The organism is Flagellimonas ulvae, from assembly GCF_049333175.1.
GTDB lineage: Bacteria > Bacteroidota > Bacteroidia > Flavobacteriales > Flavobacteriaceae > Flagellimonas.
In genome coordinates this window covers 1,945,001-1,962,502 of the sequence record NZ_CP186325.1, presented here as the reverse complement: position 1 = coordinate 1,962,502, position 17,502 = coordinate 1,945,001, and the positions used below count along the sequence as shown (strand labels likewise).

General features: G+C 40.3%; 11 protein-coding genes, 2 tRNA genes and 1 rRNA gene. 9 read left to right on the top strand and 5 right to left on the bottom strand.

Annotated features, from left to right (window positions below):
• Positions 1-74 precede the first annotated feature (74 nt).
• Positions 75-1,118, bottom strand: a complete 1,044-nt coding sequence (locus tag ACOKFD_RS09025) for a response regulator transcription factor (RefSeq protein ID WP_422860913.1) — start codon at positions 1,116-1,118, stop codon at positions 75-77.
• 88 nt (positions 1,119-1,206) lie between these two features.
• Between ACOKFD_RS09025 and ACOKFD_RS09020 the strand changes: the two genes are divergently transcribed.
• The 3 genes from ACOKFD_RS09020 to lipB are packed head-to-tail and all read left to right on the top strand — an operon-like array spanning position 1,207 to position 2,865.
• Complete coding sequence (locus ACOKFD_RS09020; protein ID WP_106143045.1) at positions 1,207-1,362, top strand: YqaE/Pmp3 family membrane protein; 156 nt, start codon at positions 1,207-1,209, stop codon at positions 1,360-1,362.
• Between the two features lie 10 nt (positions 1,363-1,372).
• Positions 1,373-2,113, top strand: coding sequence for a hypothetical protein (locus ACOKFD_RS09015; RefSeq protein ID WP_422860912.1), 741 nt, complete (start codon positions 1,373-1,375; stop codon positions 2,111-2,113).
• A gap of 32 nt (positions 2,114-2,145) precedes the next feature.
• Positions 2,146-2,865: a lipoyl(octanoyl) transferase LipB gene (gene lipB / locus ACOKFD_RS09010; RefSeq protein WP_422860911.1), complete on the top strand. Its 720-nt coding sequence runs from the start codon at positions 2,146-2,148 to the stop codon at positions 2,863-2,865.
• 14 nt (positions 2,866-2,879) lie between these two features.
• Here the strand turns inward: lipB and ACOKFD_RS09005 are convergent, their stop codons facing one another.
• The 4 genes from ACOKFD_RS09005 to ACOKFD_RS08990 all read right to left on the bottom strand — a co-directional run bounded on the left by ACOKFD_RS09005 (position 2,880) and on the right by ACOKFD_RS08990 (position 8,112).
• Positions 2,880-3,578 carry a hypothetical protein gene (locus tag ACOKFD_RS09005; protein WP_422860910.1) on the bottom strand — a complete coding sequence of 233 codons (699 nt, stop codon included), beginning with the start codon at positions 3,576-3,578 and terminating at the stop codon, positions 2,880-2,882.
• A gap of 8 nt (positions 3,579-3,586) precedes the next feature.
• Positions 3,587-4,912, bottom strand: a complete 1,326-nt coding sequence (locus tag ACOKFD_RS09000; protein WP_422860909.1) for an OmpA family protein — start codon at positions 4,910-4,912, stop codon at positions 3,587-3,589.
• A 130-nt stretch (positions 4,913-5,042) separates the two neighbouring features.
• Entirely contained in the window at positions 5,043-7,322 is a 2,280-nt protein-coding gene (locus ACOKFD_RS08995; RefSeq protein WP_422860908.1) for a ribonuclease HII, read from the bottom strand.
• Positions 7,323-7,512: 190 nt separating this feature from the next.
• Positions 7,513-8,112: a ribonuclease HII gene (locus tag ACOKFD_RS08990; RefSeq protein ID WP_422860907.1), complete on the bottom strand. Its 600-nt coding sequence runs from the start codon at positions 8,110-8,112 to the stop codon at positions 7,513-7,515.
• 209 nt (positions 8,113-8,321) lie between these two features.
• Here ACOKFD_RS08990 and ACOKFD_RS08985 point away from each other — a divergent pair, with 209 nt between their 5' ends.
• The 6 genes from ACOKFD_RS08985 to ACOKFD_RS08960 all read left to right on the top strand — a co-directional run bounded on the left by ACOKFD_RS08985 (position 8,322) and on the right by ACOKFD_RS08960 (position 17,395).
• Complete coding sequence (locus ACOKFD_RS08985) at positions 8,322-11,360, top strand: SusC/RagA family TonB-linked outer membrane protein (protein ID WP_422860906.1); 3,039 nt, start codon at positions 8,322-8,324, stop codon at positions 11,358-11,360.
• Between the two features lie 27 nt (positions 11,361-11,387).
• A complete protein-coding gene (locus ACOKFD_RS08980; RefSeq protein ID WP_422860905.1) occupies positions 11,388-12,779 on the top strand; it encodes a RagB/SusD family nutrient uptake outer membrane protein in 1,392 nt (463 codons plus the stop codon).
• A gap of 409 nt (positions 12,780-13,188) precedes the next feature.
• A complete protein-coding gene (locus ACOKFD_RS08975) occupies positions 13,189-15,204 on the top strand; it encodes a putative porin (protein WP_422860904.1) in 2,016 nt (671 codons plus the stop codon).
• A 317-nt stretch (positions 15,205-15,521) separates the two neighbouring features.
• Positions 15,522-17,045, top strand: a 16S ribosomal RNA gene (locus tag ACOKFD_RS08970).
• A gap of 103 nt (positions 17,046-17,148) precedes the next feature.
• A tRNA-Ile gene (locus ACOKFD_RS08965) sits at positions 17,149-17,222 on the top strand.
• A 99-nt stretch (positions 17,223-17,321) separates the two neighbouring features.
• Positions 17,322-17,395 (top strand) — tRNA-Ala (locus ACOKFD_RS08960).
• Positions 17,396-17,502 lie beyond the last annotated feature (107 nt).

Here is a 17,502-nt window from a genome sequence, read left to right as displayed (position 1 = left end):
CGAAAATTCCCCAAAAGAAAGGAGATGCAAGCGGAAGTGTAGATGGATTTTGGGTCTAGACCGGGGGTGGAAATCTATTTTTTCAATAAGGTTAATATGCCTTCTCGACTAGACACATTGAGTTTTTTGTACAGATTGTTGATGTGGGTTTTTACTGTACTATGGCTTACAAAAAGCGTTGCGGCGATTTCTTTATTGCTTTTTCCTTCCTGTATTTGCTCTACAATTTTTTGCTCCTGAGGAGTAAGTTTTTGAAGTATCCCTGAAACATCTCCTTTTTTTCCGCTTTTCAGAAGAAAGAAGGCATTAAAACCGATTGAAAGGATAAGTAAAACAAGCAAAAGTGTTTGCCAGTTAAATGCAGAAGGATTTTCAAAGCTTGCCAATTGTTTGTCAGTAGTTACTTCTGCTTCATATTGTTTTACAAAACTAGTATTAGGATAGCTCTTCTGTAACCTAGTCACAAGGTTTTCATAATATGGGTTTTTTACAATATCCTGAAGATAAAAGCTGTAGGTTTCATTCTTTTTGTCCGAAAGAAAGTCGAAAATATAGAGTTCAACCAGAGGTTCGTTGGCTTTTTCTCCAAACTCTTGAAGTTTTGAAAACCAATTTTTTAGATTCAATTTTAGATTGGTATCACTACGAAACTCTGTAAAATCAAATATCATTTCTTCTTTGAACGATTCTACATCCAAAAGCAATTGAGATTTGGTATTTGTGGATTCTACAGTGCAAAGTGCTTGGTTTTCAAATGAGGTAGGGAATTGAATTGAATCCGAGTTATTTCCAATGAATAGCACATTTGGACTGTTTTGGCACTTTCCTAAAAAGTGGGCAGATTCTGCACCTTCTTCACAATTGTCCAGATGAATCCGGTATATTCTGTTTTCTACGGGGAGATTATTGCCTTTAAATTGAAAGCTACCGGTGGAATCGACCTTGGTTCTCTTTATGATTTGGTCCAAGTAGATCCGTGAAGATTTTCTATAATCCTCCACCATGGATAGGTAAATGGATTTCCCCGCATTTTCGTTGGAGACATGTCCTGAAAAGTGATATTGACCTTTTGCAAGGTAAAAGGAAAGAAAAGCAAAAAGAATCAACCTAGTTTTCATATGAAGAACTAAAGTGATAAAAATAGAAAATCGTTGTAACAAAAAAAGGATTTATGCTACTAATTAAGTACATCATCATCAATCAAATATGAGTTTCTGGAGAGTTTTATTAGCTATTTTGTTTCCACCCTTGTCGGTCATCGGAAAAGGTTGTGGTTCGTTTGTTATTGTCTTACTTTTGACATTGTGCGGGTGGGTCCCCGGTGTAATTGGGGCACTTGTCATTCTAAATAACACGAACTAAAATCAATACCATGAAACGAATTCATTTTTTGACAATGGCCATTGCCGTTGCATTTGCTTTTTCTTGCAATTTCACGGAAGAAATCACCATAAACGAAGACGGCTCAGGAAAGCTTTCCATCAATTTTGATGGCTCTGAACTTATGGAAATGGCTGGAGAGGAGATGATGAAAGACAATGAAAAAGCAGTGGATTCTCTTATTTCCTTTAAGGATATATTGGAAGAAAAGAAGGATAGTATAGCTCAATTATCTCCTGAAGAACAAGCAAAGCTCAAGAAATTGGAGCGTTTCAATATGCATATGCTCATGAATCCTGAAACAAAGCAAATGAAGTTTGATTTGTTCAGTGAGTTTAAAAATGTAAACGAGGTCAATGATGCGTTCAACGCATTTCAAAGTGCAAGTTCTTTGGGCCCCAATAGTGGACAAGGCAAGCAACCCAAAATAGGGGCAGAGGAATCTGCAACAGAAGTCAACTATAGTTTTGCAGGAAGTACCTTTTCAAGAAAAGCCAAAATCTTGGACCAAGACTTGTTTCAACAAAGTATTGATAGTCTTCAAGGTGCCGAAATGTTTCTTTCGGGATCTACCTACACGCTCAAATATCACTTTCCTAAACGGGTTAAATCGGCTTCAGCTGAAAGTGCTACCTTCAGTGCAGATGGAAAAACACTCATTTATGAAGTAAAGTTTCTGGAGCTTATGAAGGACCCCACTTTGTTGGATTTGGAAGTGGAACTGGAAAACTAGTTTCCCACCTTCTCCCTTCGTATCTTTGCTGAATGAACAAAAAGGTCATTCTAGAAAATCTGGGGTACAAAGATTACAAGGAGACTTGGGATTACCAGGAAGAACTTTTTAAAGGAATACTGGATACAAAAATTGCCAATAGAAGAAATGGGAGTGAATTGGAAACTCCCAACTACTTCTTGTTTGTTGAGCATCCTCATGTGTATACCTTAGGGAAAAGCGGAGACATCAATAACTTATTGGTAGATGAGAAGGCACTTCAAGAAAAAAATGCAACTTTCTATAAGATAAATCGAGGAGGCGATATCACGTACCACGGGCCAGGACAGGTTGTGGGTTATCCTATTTTGGACTTGGACAATTTCTTTACGGACATCCACAAGTATCTTAGGTTTCTCGAAGAAATGGTCATTTTGACCTTGGCAGAGTACGGCCTAAAGGCAGAACGCTCGAATGGGGAGACTGGAGTTTGGTTGGATGTTGGGACTCCATTCGCAAGGAAAATCTGTGCCATGGGTGTAAGGGCAAGCAGATGGGTTACTATGCACGGTTTTGCACTCAATGTAAACACAGATTTGGGATATTTTGATATGATGATTCCTTGTGGGATAAAAGACAAAGCGGTAACCTCATTGAATGTGGAGCTCGGAAAGCAGGAAGTTGATATGGAAGAGGTAAGACAAAAGCTATTGAGGCATTTCCAATCTCTTTTTGAAGCGGAAATTGCAAAAGAAAAAGCCCCAATTCAATAATCGGGGCCTCTTTATTACTTGCTGTGGGAAGTCAGTACCATACTGCTCATTAACTTCCCGTTGTTGTTATAGGTTTCTTGTTTCACCATTCCTACGCCTTCAGAAAGCCATAGTTTGTCTTTAATTTGCTGCTTGGTCATCATCACCTCGGATGATATATTTGCGGCTATGACGTAACAATCGAAAGTCCCAGCCGGTGTGGTAACAGATTCTTTTCCAACCACTTTTCTATCTGTAGTGTTCACCTCTATCTTCATACTCATACCGCTCATGTTCATGTTTACATTAACATTTGCATCCGATAATTCCTTTCCTACAGATAAATTGTTGGGTACTTCCACGTCGGTACCTGTAATATCCATCTCCAATCCCATTTCTTCATATTGCTGTCGCATTTGACTTGGGAATAGACTTTTATAATCAATCTTGATACCATCACCTGTGCAGGTAATGTTGTAATCCGATTCAAAGGCGTTTTTTCCTTTGGCATCCTCATACTTTAGATTCATTGTGGCATAGGTATTTCCACTATTGTTTTGAACATTAGAAACGACATAGGATGTTGTTCCTTCTAGCTTGTTCTTTTTATTGTAAAGATCATAGGCATATGATGCGCCTTGTACCATAGGGTAATAGGAACTACAGTTTTCCTGTGCTTTGGTTGAAAAAATAAATAGGCATACGATAAGGCCCCTAAAAAGTTTTTTTGTCATGACTTAAATTATTGCTTGATAAATTCCACTCTTCTATTCTGTGCCTTTCCATCTAAGGTGGAATTGTCACCTATAGGTTCCGATTCTCCTTTTCCTTCGCTGGAAAGTCTACTGGAATCCACACCATAAACTGATACCAACGCCTCCTTAACCGCTGCAGCCCTTTTTTCCGAGAGTGATAGATTACCAGCTTCATTTCCATCGGAATCTGTGTGGCCAACAATCTTGAGACTTATAGAACTATCTTGTTGCAATACCTGATAAATCTGTCTGATAATACCCATGGATTCGGGTTTTATGTTGGCTGAACCGGAATCAAAAAGAATCCCATTTGTGGATATTTTTCCTTCAGCAATCAATTTTCTTCTGAGGTCCACACCACCTTCAGCAATCTTAAGATTGGAAATAAGCATACGTTCCCCCTTATCCAGGTTCAAGCCTCTCATAAAGATTTTGAAGTTGTTGATTTTAGAAGGATCTTTAATAAGCTGCGGCACGTCAAAGATTTTGGTCTCATTGATCCAGAAGCGATAGCGGTTTTTGTTAACAGCTATCGAAATATGCATTTCTTCTTTATAAACTTTACGGAAATCACTTTTCATCCGATTGCGGATAGGGTCTGAATCACCAGAAAACCTGTTTCTGATTTCTGGGCCTACTGCGATATATTGAACAGGGTTAAGGTCAGTCATGGCATAAGCGCCATTGTAGCTTAGGTTTGCATTTTCTGCACATATAAATTGCACTTCAACAACAGACGTAGTTTTGTTGGTTAAATTCAAAAACCTTAGGTCCAATTCGATTGTATATTCTTCAGGTAAAGTGAAATCTGTGATGGGTACCGCAAAACTACCAGGATTAATGGCGAACCACTTGTTGGAAGAGTTATCAATGGTTACCATTTCACCACCGCCGTTTGTGTTCCACTTTGAAGGAAAATCACCAATAAAGTCATTGGAAAAATCATCAACGAATAAAAGTTTATCTCCGGGGACAAAATCAAATTTACTATAGACATTCAGTGTCTTAGGACCAGAAGCGGGGACGTCTCCTGAACCAGATGTACCTGGATTTGTGGTGCCAGAATCACCTTGTTGACCAGAAGGAGTTGGCGGAGTATTTGGGCCCCGTTGTTTCTCTTGTCCTGTACCCAAGACGCTGTCTAAGGCTTGGTCTGTCTTTTTGGAGGTTTCAGTTTCCACTCTACGTTCTACAGTTCGTTCAGCAGCCTTCTCCGCCTTTTTGGCCAATTTTTTAAAAAATTGGGCGTTTCCGCTATGGCAGAAGGACAGCATTACTATTGAACCAACAAGTAGTTTAATGGAGGTTTTCATTTGTGTAGTGTTTTGGTTATTTGTAAGTAATTGTAATTCAAATCATTGGAAACTACAAAAAAATGTGTTAGCCACTACGCAAGATGTGTGTTTTGTCTAAACCAATGTATAATTAGCGGTAAAGAAGGTGTTAATTTAGCTTGTAAACAATAAGCGAATTATCTTGATCTTTAGCCACTATTTCAAGCTTTCTGTCGTTCTCCATGTCCGTCATATCAACAAGGGAATTGCCAAAGACTGGAAAATTGGGAATTGGCTTGGCTTGGCTATCAAACAAGTATATTTTTTGGTTTTGGATATCGGTTACGCTTACGTAAATCTTATCGTAGATGTAAAATATTTTGGGCTTTGAATAGACCCCAAGTTCTAACTCAACCTTCTTGCCCTTTATACTTAGAACATTGTCATTCATTAAGGCCAAGGTTTTACTTGTGGCATACATGCCATGATCTTTGCTTAGGTTAAAATTGGTTTTTGTTACCTTTCCTTGAAGGTCCACTTGTGTCAATATTCCCTTTGTGTCTGTGGTTGAGAATTTGTTCTTGTAAACAAAAAACTCATTTTTTGAAAAGTCAATTTTCTGGTTTACGGAAATTCTATTCCGTCCATCACGATGAAGGATTTTAAGTGTGTTATCCGCCAATTGAAACAATAAAAAATCCTTGCTTGATATACGAAAATGTTTTGGAGCTTGAATGATATCTCTCGTTGACTCTTTATAGGTGAAGCCGTTAACAATTTGTGCTTTGTTGTTGTACATAAAAACTTTTTTGCCTTGTGTGACCACAAATCGATAATCCCGGTTGCCCTCGTAGTCAAAAACCGCCAATGGATTTAAATTTCCGCCTTCAAACTTTATTTTAAAAGGAGGCACATCTTCACCATTGCGATCAACAACCATAAATTCATTATTCGTGCAAAAGGCCAACTGGAGTCTTCCATTTTTATAAATATCTACCTGATGTATCTTTCCTTGGATTCTACCTTCCAGCTGTTTTTTCCAAAGTACCTTTCCTTCCGTTGAAATAAGATAGAGAAAGTTATCTCGATCTTGAACTGCAATTTCTTGTTTGTTATTCCGATGATTTTTTACAAACGAGGGGTCAGTAGCCAGGTCAGAATCCAACTCCACTGTAAAAAGTGGGATTGTGGTGTTGGTGGCAGTGGCTTTTTTAGTTTCGGAAACCAAAAAGGAGGTGTGCATAAAGCCGTTATCCGCTACCAGTTGGGCTCCAAATGTATGATTGTCCAATTTCTTTGTTTCTTGTTTGTTAAAGATTTCAGCTAAAAATGGTTGCTCAGATAACAAATCCATGCCCATATTGTCCGATATAAAGAGCATACTGGATTCATTTGCAAAATTTTCAGTTGCGGAATCATACATTCTCGATTTAGAAAAAGTTGACCTGTTTCTATAATTATTGATTACTGTTTGCAGTGGTTCAATGGTCTCTGCAAAGACAAAAGTGTTTTCAAGAACCACATAGTAATTGGATTCAAAATCGTTTACAAGAGGTTTAAACACAGAAGCCACCAAGTTTTTATCGCTGAAACTATTTATATCACTTCCCTGATAACTTGATGAAGATTTTTTGTTTTCTGATAAAAAGTCGGCCAACCCTTCACCACCAAACGAACTTAAAAAAACAACTTTCTTCTTGTTTATGCTAATTAGTCCAACTTCCTCTATGGTATTCAACAAAGTATCTTTTGCCTTAACACGGTCTAGAAATTGAACCTGGTTTTCTTGAAAAGCAGAAAAATCATTGAAGGTATAAGCGATAAGTGCTTCGGTTTTAGAAGGGGCATACAAGGGTGTTTTAATGCCAAGTGCAGTTGTATTCTTAAAAAGATTTATGAACATTCTGGTTGAATCCGAAGCTGTGGCCACTCCGCTTAAGGATGCTTTGTTCTGGTTCAACGAAATGTCAAAACTGGCCCATTCTGAGAAACGCGTTTTCTGTGAGGTCTCATCTGGTGAAAAAGAAGATTCACTGAGATTCATAAAAATGGTACCCGATTTTTTTTCCTCAGAAGCATTGTACAACCGTTCTAAATTGTCGTCTACAGGATAGGAATTCGCTCTAAGCAGGTTTTCAAGGAGCATTTGTGAAGAACTTAATAGTTGGAACCCATTCTTTTTGGACGAGAAAACTTCCTTTTGGTTAACTACGTACTTGTTTATTGTATGGTTTTCATAAGAAAGAGTTTCCGAAGAATGGTTAGGAACCCCAGAAACATCAAAAATATTGGAGTCGGATTTCGTTGCCAAAATGAAATCATGATTCTCTCTACCAGTTCTATAAAACCCAAGTACTGACTTATGTTCGGTACGAATCAAGGCCAAAGTCTCACTTTCCCCTAATATTAGGTCTATAAAGTTTATAATCTCCCCTTTTTTTGAAATCATGCTATTCTTTAATTCGCTTAAAAGACCAGTCATGTCATTAACACTAACAAAAAAAGTGGCGTTTGTAGGTAATTGTTCGAGAAAGATGTCGGAGGTTTTGGCCTCCTTTTGGCAGGAAAAAAAAGATATGAGAAAGAATAAATGGATTATCCGAGGTTTCATATTGAGATTTTGAAACAAATTTAGGGTTTTAGATATCGAGCATCAATTGTTCGGGTAATTGTCTGAAACTTTTCCTGTGGTATTTGCAAATTCCATATTTTCTGATTGCATCTCGATGCTCTTTTGTTGGATATCCTTTGTTTTTCTTCCAGTTGTACATTGGAAATTCCTCATGAATCTTTTCCATGTAGGCATCTCGGTACGTTTTGGCTAGGACAGAAGCTGCTGCAATGCTCAAGTATTTGCCATCTCCTTTTATAATGCAATGATGTTTTATGGATTGATAGGGTTTAAATCGATTTCCATCTACTAAAATTAGGTTTGGTTTTGGAGAAAGCTTATCCAGTGACTTGTGCATGGCAAGGAAAGAAGCATTAAGAATATTGATTTTATCAATATCTTCTTCAAAGACATGTTGAACAGAATATGTTAATGATGCTTCTTCCACTAAGGACTTAAGTCTAACCCTTTTTGCCTCCGTTAGCTTTTTAGAGTCGTTTAAAACATTATTATTAAAATGAAAAGGCAGTATAACGGCTGCTGCGGTAACTGGACCGGCCAAACAACCTCTTCCTGCTTCATCTGTTCCTGCAATGCTGCCAGGTGCATTAAATCGTCTTAAACTCATGTATTTTGAATAGAAAATAGTTTGAAAGCAAAAAGATGAAATAGAATAGTTAAAGAATTTGCTATTTCATAAAGCTGACGTGAATTAACCTAAAAAATCATAATTATTAATCTCTTTTTAACATTTATTGGGGTTGAGTGCAAGTAATTTTTGGAATTTTTAGTTTTTATTAAGATTTTAGCCGTTGACTAATTCAAAAATTCAAATAAATGAGATCAAAGTTAACTTTGGTGCTAGCTTCATTCTTTGTGCTATGTATCAATTTCTCTTTTGGACAAGAGAAGACAATTTCTGGTAATGTGACCGATCAAAACGGTCTTCCATTGCCCGGAGTTTCCGTAGTGGTGGTGGGCACTACTTCAGGAACTCAAACCGATTTTGACGGTAATTACACAATTTCTGCTGATACGGGTCAAAGACTGCGTTTCAGTTACTTGGGTCAAAAAACGGTAAACATTACCGTGGGAGCGTCCAGTACTGTAAATGTTCAGATGGAAGAAGATGCCCAGGCATTAGAGGAAGTGGTCGTAGTTGCATATGGTGAAAAATCCAAGAAAAATGTAATCACAAGTATCTCGGAGATAGGCAGTGAGTCCATTGAGGATTTAGTGGTGGACTCACCACAAAATATTCTTCAAGGGCAAGCTGCAGGGGTGCAGGTGGTCAGTAGCTCGGGCCTTGTTGGAGCGGCACCTGAGGTTAGGATAAGAGGAACGAATTCCCTAGGAGGTAGCTCTAGGCCGTTATTTGTTATAGACGGTGTTGTGTTGGGAGATACCTTCAACACTCTTGCCCAGGGAACGGGACAGGGGGTCAATCCATTAGCGACCATCAATCCCAATGATATAGAAAACATTTCTGTTCTTAAATCTGCTGCTGCTGCTGCACTTTACGGTTCTCGAGGTGGTAACGGTGTGGTGTTGATTACTACCAAAAGAGGAAGAACGGACGGAAGGGTAACTGTGGATATAAACACCAATGTTTCATTTTCCACCCTCACCGATTCGCCTGACCTATTGACTGGCCAGGAGTTCATTGATTTTACCACATCCATCAGATCGGTAACAGGTCAGACTTTGTTGACTGATAGCGGTGAGAATGTTGATATGATTGATCTTGTTACAAGAACAGCGGTTTCTACCAATAGTAATTTCAGCGTAAGAGGTGGTAATGACAAAGCGAGTTATTTCATTGGTGCCACCCGTGAAAGACAAGAAGGTATTTTAATTGGTAACTCTTTGGACCGAACAAGTTTCAGGGCCAATGTAGAGGCAAAGGCCACTGATTGGTTAACGGCAGGGATGAACATGAACGTATCACAGAACAATTTTGACCGTACACCGGCTGAAAACGCCTTCGCTGCTCCATATACAGTTGCACTGCTCCAAAGGCCTGATAGAGGACCATTTGATGAGGAAGGAAACTTTAGGGTTGCAGGTAACGTAGGTGGTGGAAATGTTGTGGCTCAAGAGCAATTAAACCAAAATGACCAGAACACTACCAGAATTATAGGTAATGCCTATTTGGACTTTGATCTATCTTCCTTCATAGATGGTCTTAGTTTCAAGCAAGAACTAGGAATCGATAGAAATTTGGACGACGTTATCGAGCGTAACGTGGAGTTGTTGTCACCAGGTGGATTTGCACGAAACAGAATTTCCCAACAGAACAGGACAGTAGTGAACAGCTTACTTTCCTACAATAAAACCTTTGGCGAAAAACATAACCTAAGTTGGCTTGTTGGATATTCATTTGAAAAGAATGAATTTAGAATTATCAGGGCTGACGGTACAGGTTTCCTGTCCGACGCTCAACGAAATGTTGAATCCGCGTCTACATTCCCTCTTACTTTTACTAGCGGTGATGCGACCTCTCTAGTCTCGTATCTAACCCGTGTATCTTATGATTATGCCAATGGTAGATATCTTTTGGAGGGATCCTTAAGGCGGGACGGGTCTTCAGTATTTGGAGCGAATAACCGTTTTGGAACGTTTTGGTCTGCGGCTGCAGGATGGAACATTTCTGAAGAACCTTTCATGCAGGATGTGGAATGGATTCAGGGACTTAAGCTTAATACTAGTATCGGTTCAACCGGAAACGATAGAATAACTTTTGCCACGGGAGTTTTGAACTTCTTCCCTTCTTTGGGGACTTTTGGAACAAACAACTACAATGGTCAATCTGGACTGACCCCACTTGTTATACCGAACCCTGATCTACAATGGGAAAGCACAACGACATGGGATGTTGGACTCTCGGCAAGTTTCTTCAATAGACGGTTGACATTTAATGCTGAATATTATAATAGAACAACTGATGATTTGATTCTTCTTGTTCCAGTGGATCCAACTTTCAACAATGGTCTTAATAATGTACTCCAGAATGTTGGTGAATTGGAGAACAGAGGGGTTGAACTTACCATCGATGCGACTATTTTTGATAACCCAGAGGGCTTTAGTTGGACGTCTAACTTCAACATTGCTTTCAACGAGAATGAGGTGACTTCTTTGCCTGAAACGGCCGCTTTGGACGAACAGGGAAGACCATTTGTTGAACAAGCAGGGGGTTCTTTGGCCAACTCGCCACAGAGAGCGGTGTTGGGTGAGTCCGCAAACTCATGGTATGTAATTCCTTATATTGGTGTTAACCCGCAAACGGGAGACGCAGAATGGTTGGGCGCTGACGGTAATCCGACAACATCACCAGTAGGTGCAGACAGAAGAATAGTTGGACAGGGTAACCCAGATTTTGTAGGAGGTTTTTCAAATACTTTTACTTACAAGAACTGGTCCTTGAGCACATTGTTTAATTATTCGGTTGGTAATGATTTGTTGCTAACATCCAGGGAATTTACAGAAAATCCAATCAGTGGATTCAACAAGACTACAAGGGTGCTAAACGTATGGCAACAACCAGGCGACCAGGCGTTCGTCCCTAATCCAGCTAGTTCTACTATCTTTACCTTTGCGCAAACTTCATCTGCCCAGATTGCAGATGGGTCGTTTGTTCGATTGAAAAACGTGACCTTGGCCTATACTTTGCCAAGAAGCTTTATTGACAGAACGTTTATGACCAATGTTAGGCTCTATGCAACGGGAACCAACCTATTGACAATTAAAAGTGACGATTTGGAAGGATATGATCCAGAAGGATCTAACAGAGCTGACGGAGGTGGTACTCTAGGCCAGGATTTCTTTACGGTACCGCAGGCTTCGACATTTACATTTGGAATGAATGTCTCATTCTAAGACTATTTAATTATTAAAATGGATAAGATGAATAAATATAAATTAAGTACGATACTGGCCCTGTTGTTGTTGGTAATGTCTTCATGTGAGAACCAATTAGAACTATTGCCTGAGGACGATATAGCCAATGAGATAGTTTTTAGTTCCAGAGTTACTGCTTTGGGAGCAGTTGTGGGAATATACAATAGGGCCCAACAGGATGACGTATTGAACGGGACCTTCCAGTTCATACAAGAGTGGCAATCGGATAACTGTGCCTTTGAAGGTACTTTCTCATCATTTGAACAGGTCAGTGTATACGCCACTTTGGCAAATAACACTTCCATCTTTGGAATATGGGATGATAACTATGAAACGATTGGTGCGGCCAATTTGGTAATTGATAATGTTCCTCTTGTGGAAGATGAGGATTTTACGGATGCTGAAAGAACCCAGGCCATTGCCGAGGCAAGGTTTATGAGGGCTTTGGTATACTTCAATATGTCCACGGTGTTTGGACAGCCATTACAGGTGGGTGGAGGACGTTCCAATTTGAGCGTTCCTTTGGTGACAAGTTCAGAACCAGGACAGGAACTCCCAAGAGCAACTTTAGGCGAAATCCATGATTTTGTTGAATCTGAAATGCTGGCCGTAATACCTCTTTTAGCTGATGGTACCAGAGTCATAGCAAACCCTGGTGCTGCAAGGGCATTTTTGGCAAAATTATATTTGTACCAAGAGAGATGGGACGAAGCGGCCAATATGGCAAATATGGTCATAAGTGATTCATTTTACACGCTGGCAACGGATTATACCTTTTACGATTCACCTGATAATGCAGAGCATATATTTACGTTGGTTAACAATGAAGTGGATGGTCAAGATACAGGTCAAGGATTTTCTGGCTTAAGTAACCCACAACCAGTGGGACGTGGTGATGTTCCATTCACACAGAACCTTTTGGATGCCTATGCAGAAGAAGCAGGAGACTTACGCTTTTCTGAACTGAACCAAGAAGGTCCAGGAGCAATTAGTGAAAATGCTGTTTTTACAAGTAAGTTCCCTGAAGGTGTTAATAATTCGGATGATGCTCCGGTTATGCGTATCACTGAAATGTACTTGACAAGGGCCGAAGCTAATTTAAGAGGCGGCACTACTATAGGGGACACACCGGTTAATGATATCAATGTACTAAGATCAAGGGCAGGTTTGAGTGATCTTGGAAGTGTTGATTTGGATATTATCCTGAACGAGCGTAGAAAAGAGCTTGCTTTTGAGGGCCAAAGAAGAATGGATTTATTGCGTAACGGTCTGAATTTAAGGAGACCGGGACAACCTCAAGAAGCTGCGTCTGCGCCTGGGGCAAATTTTACCATTTTTCCTATACCTCAAGCGGTAAGGGATTTATCTCCTTTTGTTGAGCAAAATCCTGGATTTTAATTAAATTAGTATATCAATTAGATAAAAGCTGCCTCTAAAGTTTAGAGGCAGCTTTTTTTGTTTAAAGTGTTTTTTGATATTCTAAATGGGCAGGATAATTCCAAAAAGATGCACAGGAAAAAACAGGTTCATATAATTGTTTGACTTTTTTTAGTTCTGTTTATTGAAGAATTTCTTTATTCGTTTTGTCCGACGGTCAATAAAATTTCATTATAGACTACTCTAACTATTTCTTATTTAAGCTTAAATCGATAATGCATACTTTTTTGAGATTTATGATTTATCTAAATATTGATTAGCGGAATTTAAAACATTCTTGAATTGGGTTGTATCTCACTTTTATTTAAGCGTAAAACTTTCACATTCCTATAACAACAAAACGCATACCTTTGCTTGTCAATATCAGGGCATGAGATTTTTTAGTGTGATTTCCTTATTGTTGTTGAATGCTACTATTATAAATGCGCAACAAGATTCAATTCCAATTGCTCCCGTTGCGCAGGACTCAGTAAAACCGGAGCCTCCTCTTAATTCTAACAAAACCGATTCATTGTCCTTAAAGGAAGAGGGGGTAATCAGTATAAAGGACTATAAAGTTATCTCGTATTCAAGAGACACAACTTTTCTGGATACCAGTTTGACTATCCAAAAGGAATACAAGTATAACTTCCTCAGAAGGGATGATTTTGAATTAATGCCCTTTGCAAATATTGGTCAACCCTACAACACTTTGGGGGTGCAATTTTCTAATCGTCATTATTATCCTAGATTGGGAGCTCTTGGCAGAAATTTTAATTACCAAGAAACAGAAGAAATCAATTACTATGATGTAGCAACACCAGTTTCCGATTTGATGTTCAAAACCACTTTGGAACAAGGGCAACTATTAGATGCATTGCTTGCTTTCAATGTCAGTAAGCGACTTAACTTTTCTGTCGGATTTAAGGGTTTTCGGTCATTGGGCAAATACCAGTTTAACCAAGCGCAATCAGGTAATTTTAAAACCACTTTTAATTACAGAACAGAGAATAATCGCTACAGGCTTAGAGGGCATATCGCAGCTCAAGATTTAGACTCTGAAGAAAATGGTGGAATTTCGGACCGGGAACAATTCGAAAACGACCCGGAAGGCGACTTTACTGATAGGCGTAGGATAGATGTTTTGTTTGGAAACGCCAGTACTCTTGCCAATAACAGAATTTTGGGCAAACGATATTATTTTGACCATCAGTATGTATTGTTTAAAAGTAAACAAGATTCTATATACGAGAAAAAGACCCAAATAAGGCTGGGTCATGAATTTAACTATGAGACAAAGTTTTATGAATTTATGCAGCCTACAGGAGTTGATGCTTTTGGGGAAGGTACATTCTCTACCCCCATTGCAGACAGAGCACGTTTAAAGACATTGTTCAATAAATTGTCTGCAGAATTTTCAAACGGCACCTTGGGCTCATTGACAGGAAATGCAAGCCTATATAACTATAATTATTTCTTTAACAGCATTCTCATAACCGACACGCAGACCATCCAAAACCAAATTGAAGGAGAAGAGATTTCTGTTGGAGGTACTTACTTCAATCAATTTGGAAACCTTGTTTTAAAAGGTGATATCAATTATACTATTTCGGGAGAACTTACGGGTAACACTTTTGATTTTTCTACGATTTACCGTGTCAACGAAAATACCACAGTTTCAGGGGGAGTGCATCTATCATCTAGATTACCAAATTTTAATTATTTGCTGTATCAAAGCGATTATCAAAATTTCAATTGGCAAAATGATACACTTTTTGAAAAACAACAGAATCAAACTGTAACCTTAAGTTTTAATTCTAGAAAGTGGGGTCTTCTTGAAGCGAAGTATAGTGCAATTGATAACTACAGCTTTTTCGCTTCTACTATAACAGATGAGCAAAGAACTTCGGATTTGGCAGAGACGGCATTTGTTAGACCTTTTCAAGAAAATGAAACGGTTAATCATCTAAGGGTAAAATATATTAAAGAATTCAAATGGAAAAAATGGGCTTTGGCCAATACCGTTTTGTTTCAAGATGTGACTCAGAATCAACAGGTTCTGAATGTACCTCAGCTAATTACCCGAAATTCACTGTATTTTTCTTCCGATGTCTTTAAAAAGGCAATGTTTTTACAAACAGGGGTTACGTTCAAATATTTTACATCCTACAATATGAATGCGTATCATCCATTATTGGGTGAATTCTATATTCAAAACCAAGAAGAATTTGGAGGTTTTCCGCTATTGGATTTTTTCATAAATGCAAGAGTGAAACAAACGAGGATATATTTTAAACTAGAACATTTTAATTCTTCTTTTTCAGAACCCATATTCTATTCAGCTCCAAACTATCCATATAGAGATTTTGTGATACGATTTGGCTTGGTATGGAATTTCTTTTCTTAAGGTGCAAAAACTTTTAATCTTTTGACATCTGAAAAGCAGTAGGTTACAGATTTTTATAATTTTTTGACAAAAAAATAGTTCAAAACCATTTGCGGAGAAAAAATAAGGTGCTTATATTTGCACCCGCTAAAACGGTAAAGGTATTGTTTTTGCGGGGACGGAAAGGGAGCTCGGAAGGGCGTTTTTTTTGTCTTTATATAAAGAGAAGTTCATTGGCATTATTGAAACAGACAGCGTAAATCAGAGAAGATTTAGAATGAACCATTTTGGTGCCGGGCTCAGTTGTATTTGGGGCGACATATAGTATATGACGCATTACAATGAAGAGTTTGATCCTGGCTCAGGATGAACGCTAGCGGCAGGCCTAACACATGCAAGTCGAGGGGTAACAGGGATAGCTTGCTATTTGCTGACGACCGGCGCACGGGTGCGGAACGCGTATGGAACCTACCTTTGTCAGGGGAATAGCCCAGAGAAATTTGGATTAATGCCCCATGGTAACATCACATTGCATGATGGGATGTTTAAAGATTTATCGGACAAAGATGGCCATGCGTACCATTAGCTTGTTGGTGAGGTAACGGCTTACCAAGGCAACGATGGTTAGGGGCCCTGAGAGGGGGATCCCCCACACTGGTACTGAGACACGGACCAGACTCCTACGGGAGGCAGCAGTGAGGAATATTGGACAATGGCCGAAAGGTTGATCCAGCCATGCCGCGTGCAGGATGACTGCCCTATGGGTTGTAAACTGCTTTTATACGGGAAGAAACCTCCCCTCGTGAGGGGAGCTGACGGTACCGTAAGAATAAGGACCGGCTAACTCCGTGCCAGCAGCCGCGGTAATACGGAGGGTCCGAGCGTTATCCGGAATCATTGGGTTTAAAGGGTCCGTAGGCGGGCCTGTAAGTCAGGGGTGAAAGGCCACGGCTCAACCGTGGGACTGCCCTTGATACTGCAGGTCTTGAGTTATGGTGGGGTTGCCGGAACATGTGGTGTAGCGGTGAAATGCATAGATATCACATAGAACACCGATCGCGAAGGCAGGTGACCAACCATATACTGACGCTGATGGACGAAAGCGTGGGTAGCGAACGGGATTAGATACCCCGGTAGTCCACGCCGTAAACGATGGATACTAGCTGTCGGGACCTCGGTCTCGGCGGCCAAGCGAAAGTGATAAGTATCCCACCTGGGGAGTACGTTCGCAAGAATGAAACTCAAAGGAATTGACGGGGGCCCGCACAAGCGGTGGAGCATGTGGTTTAATTCGATGATACGCGAGGAACCTTACCAGGGCTTAAATGCGGGCTGCATGGGACAGAGACGTCCCTTTCTTCGGACCGCCCGCAAGGTGCTGCATGGTTGTCGTCAGCTCGTGCCGTGAGGTGTCAGGTTAAGTCCTATAACGAGCGCAACCCCTACCGTTAGTTGCCAGCAAGTAAAGTTGGGGACTCTAACGGGACTGCCGGTGCAAACCGTGAGGAAGGTGGGGACGACGTCAAATCATCACGGCCCTTACGTCCTGGGCCACACACGTGCTACAATGGCCGGTACAGAGGGAAGCCACCCCGCAAGGGGGCGCGAATCTACAAAGCCGGTCACAGTTCGGATTGGGGTCTGCAACTCGACCCCGTGAAGCTGGAATCGCTAGTAATCGGATATCAGCCATGATCCGGTGAATACGTTCCCGGGCCTTGTACACACCGCCCGTCAAGCCATGGAAGCCGGGAGTGCCTGAAGTCCGTGACCGCAAGGAGCGGCCTAGGGCAAAATCGGTAACTAGGGCTAAGTCGTAACAAGGTAGCCGTACCGGAAGGTGCGGCTGGAACACCTCCTTTCTAGAGAAAGGTCGCCCGATATGATGTCGGGCCCGCACTGGGATGACCGTTCCGGATCTTTTCTGATGTTGTCTGTTCAATGCCAATAATGATATATTGTTGAAGTCTCGTAGCTCAGCTGGTTAGAGCGCTACACTGATAATGTAGAGGTCGGCAGTTCGAGCCTGCCCGAGACTACTGAGAGAAGTTCATTTGATATTGAATAGGAAATTCTAGGTGTTGAGTTGCCGTTATATAGTACTGTTAACTGATAACCGTTAACTGACAACTGATAAAGGGGAATTAGCTCAGCTGGCTAGAGCGCCTGCCTTGCACGCAGGAGGTCACCGGTTCGACTCCGGTATTCTCCACTGGGCAATGTCCGGGGGTAATTGATTTTTTTATCTCTGTAGCATTGCACGGACCGCGCTGATATATGATTATCGGTGGCGATTCGCCACGTTCATTGACATATTGG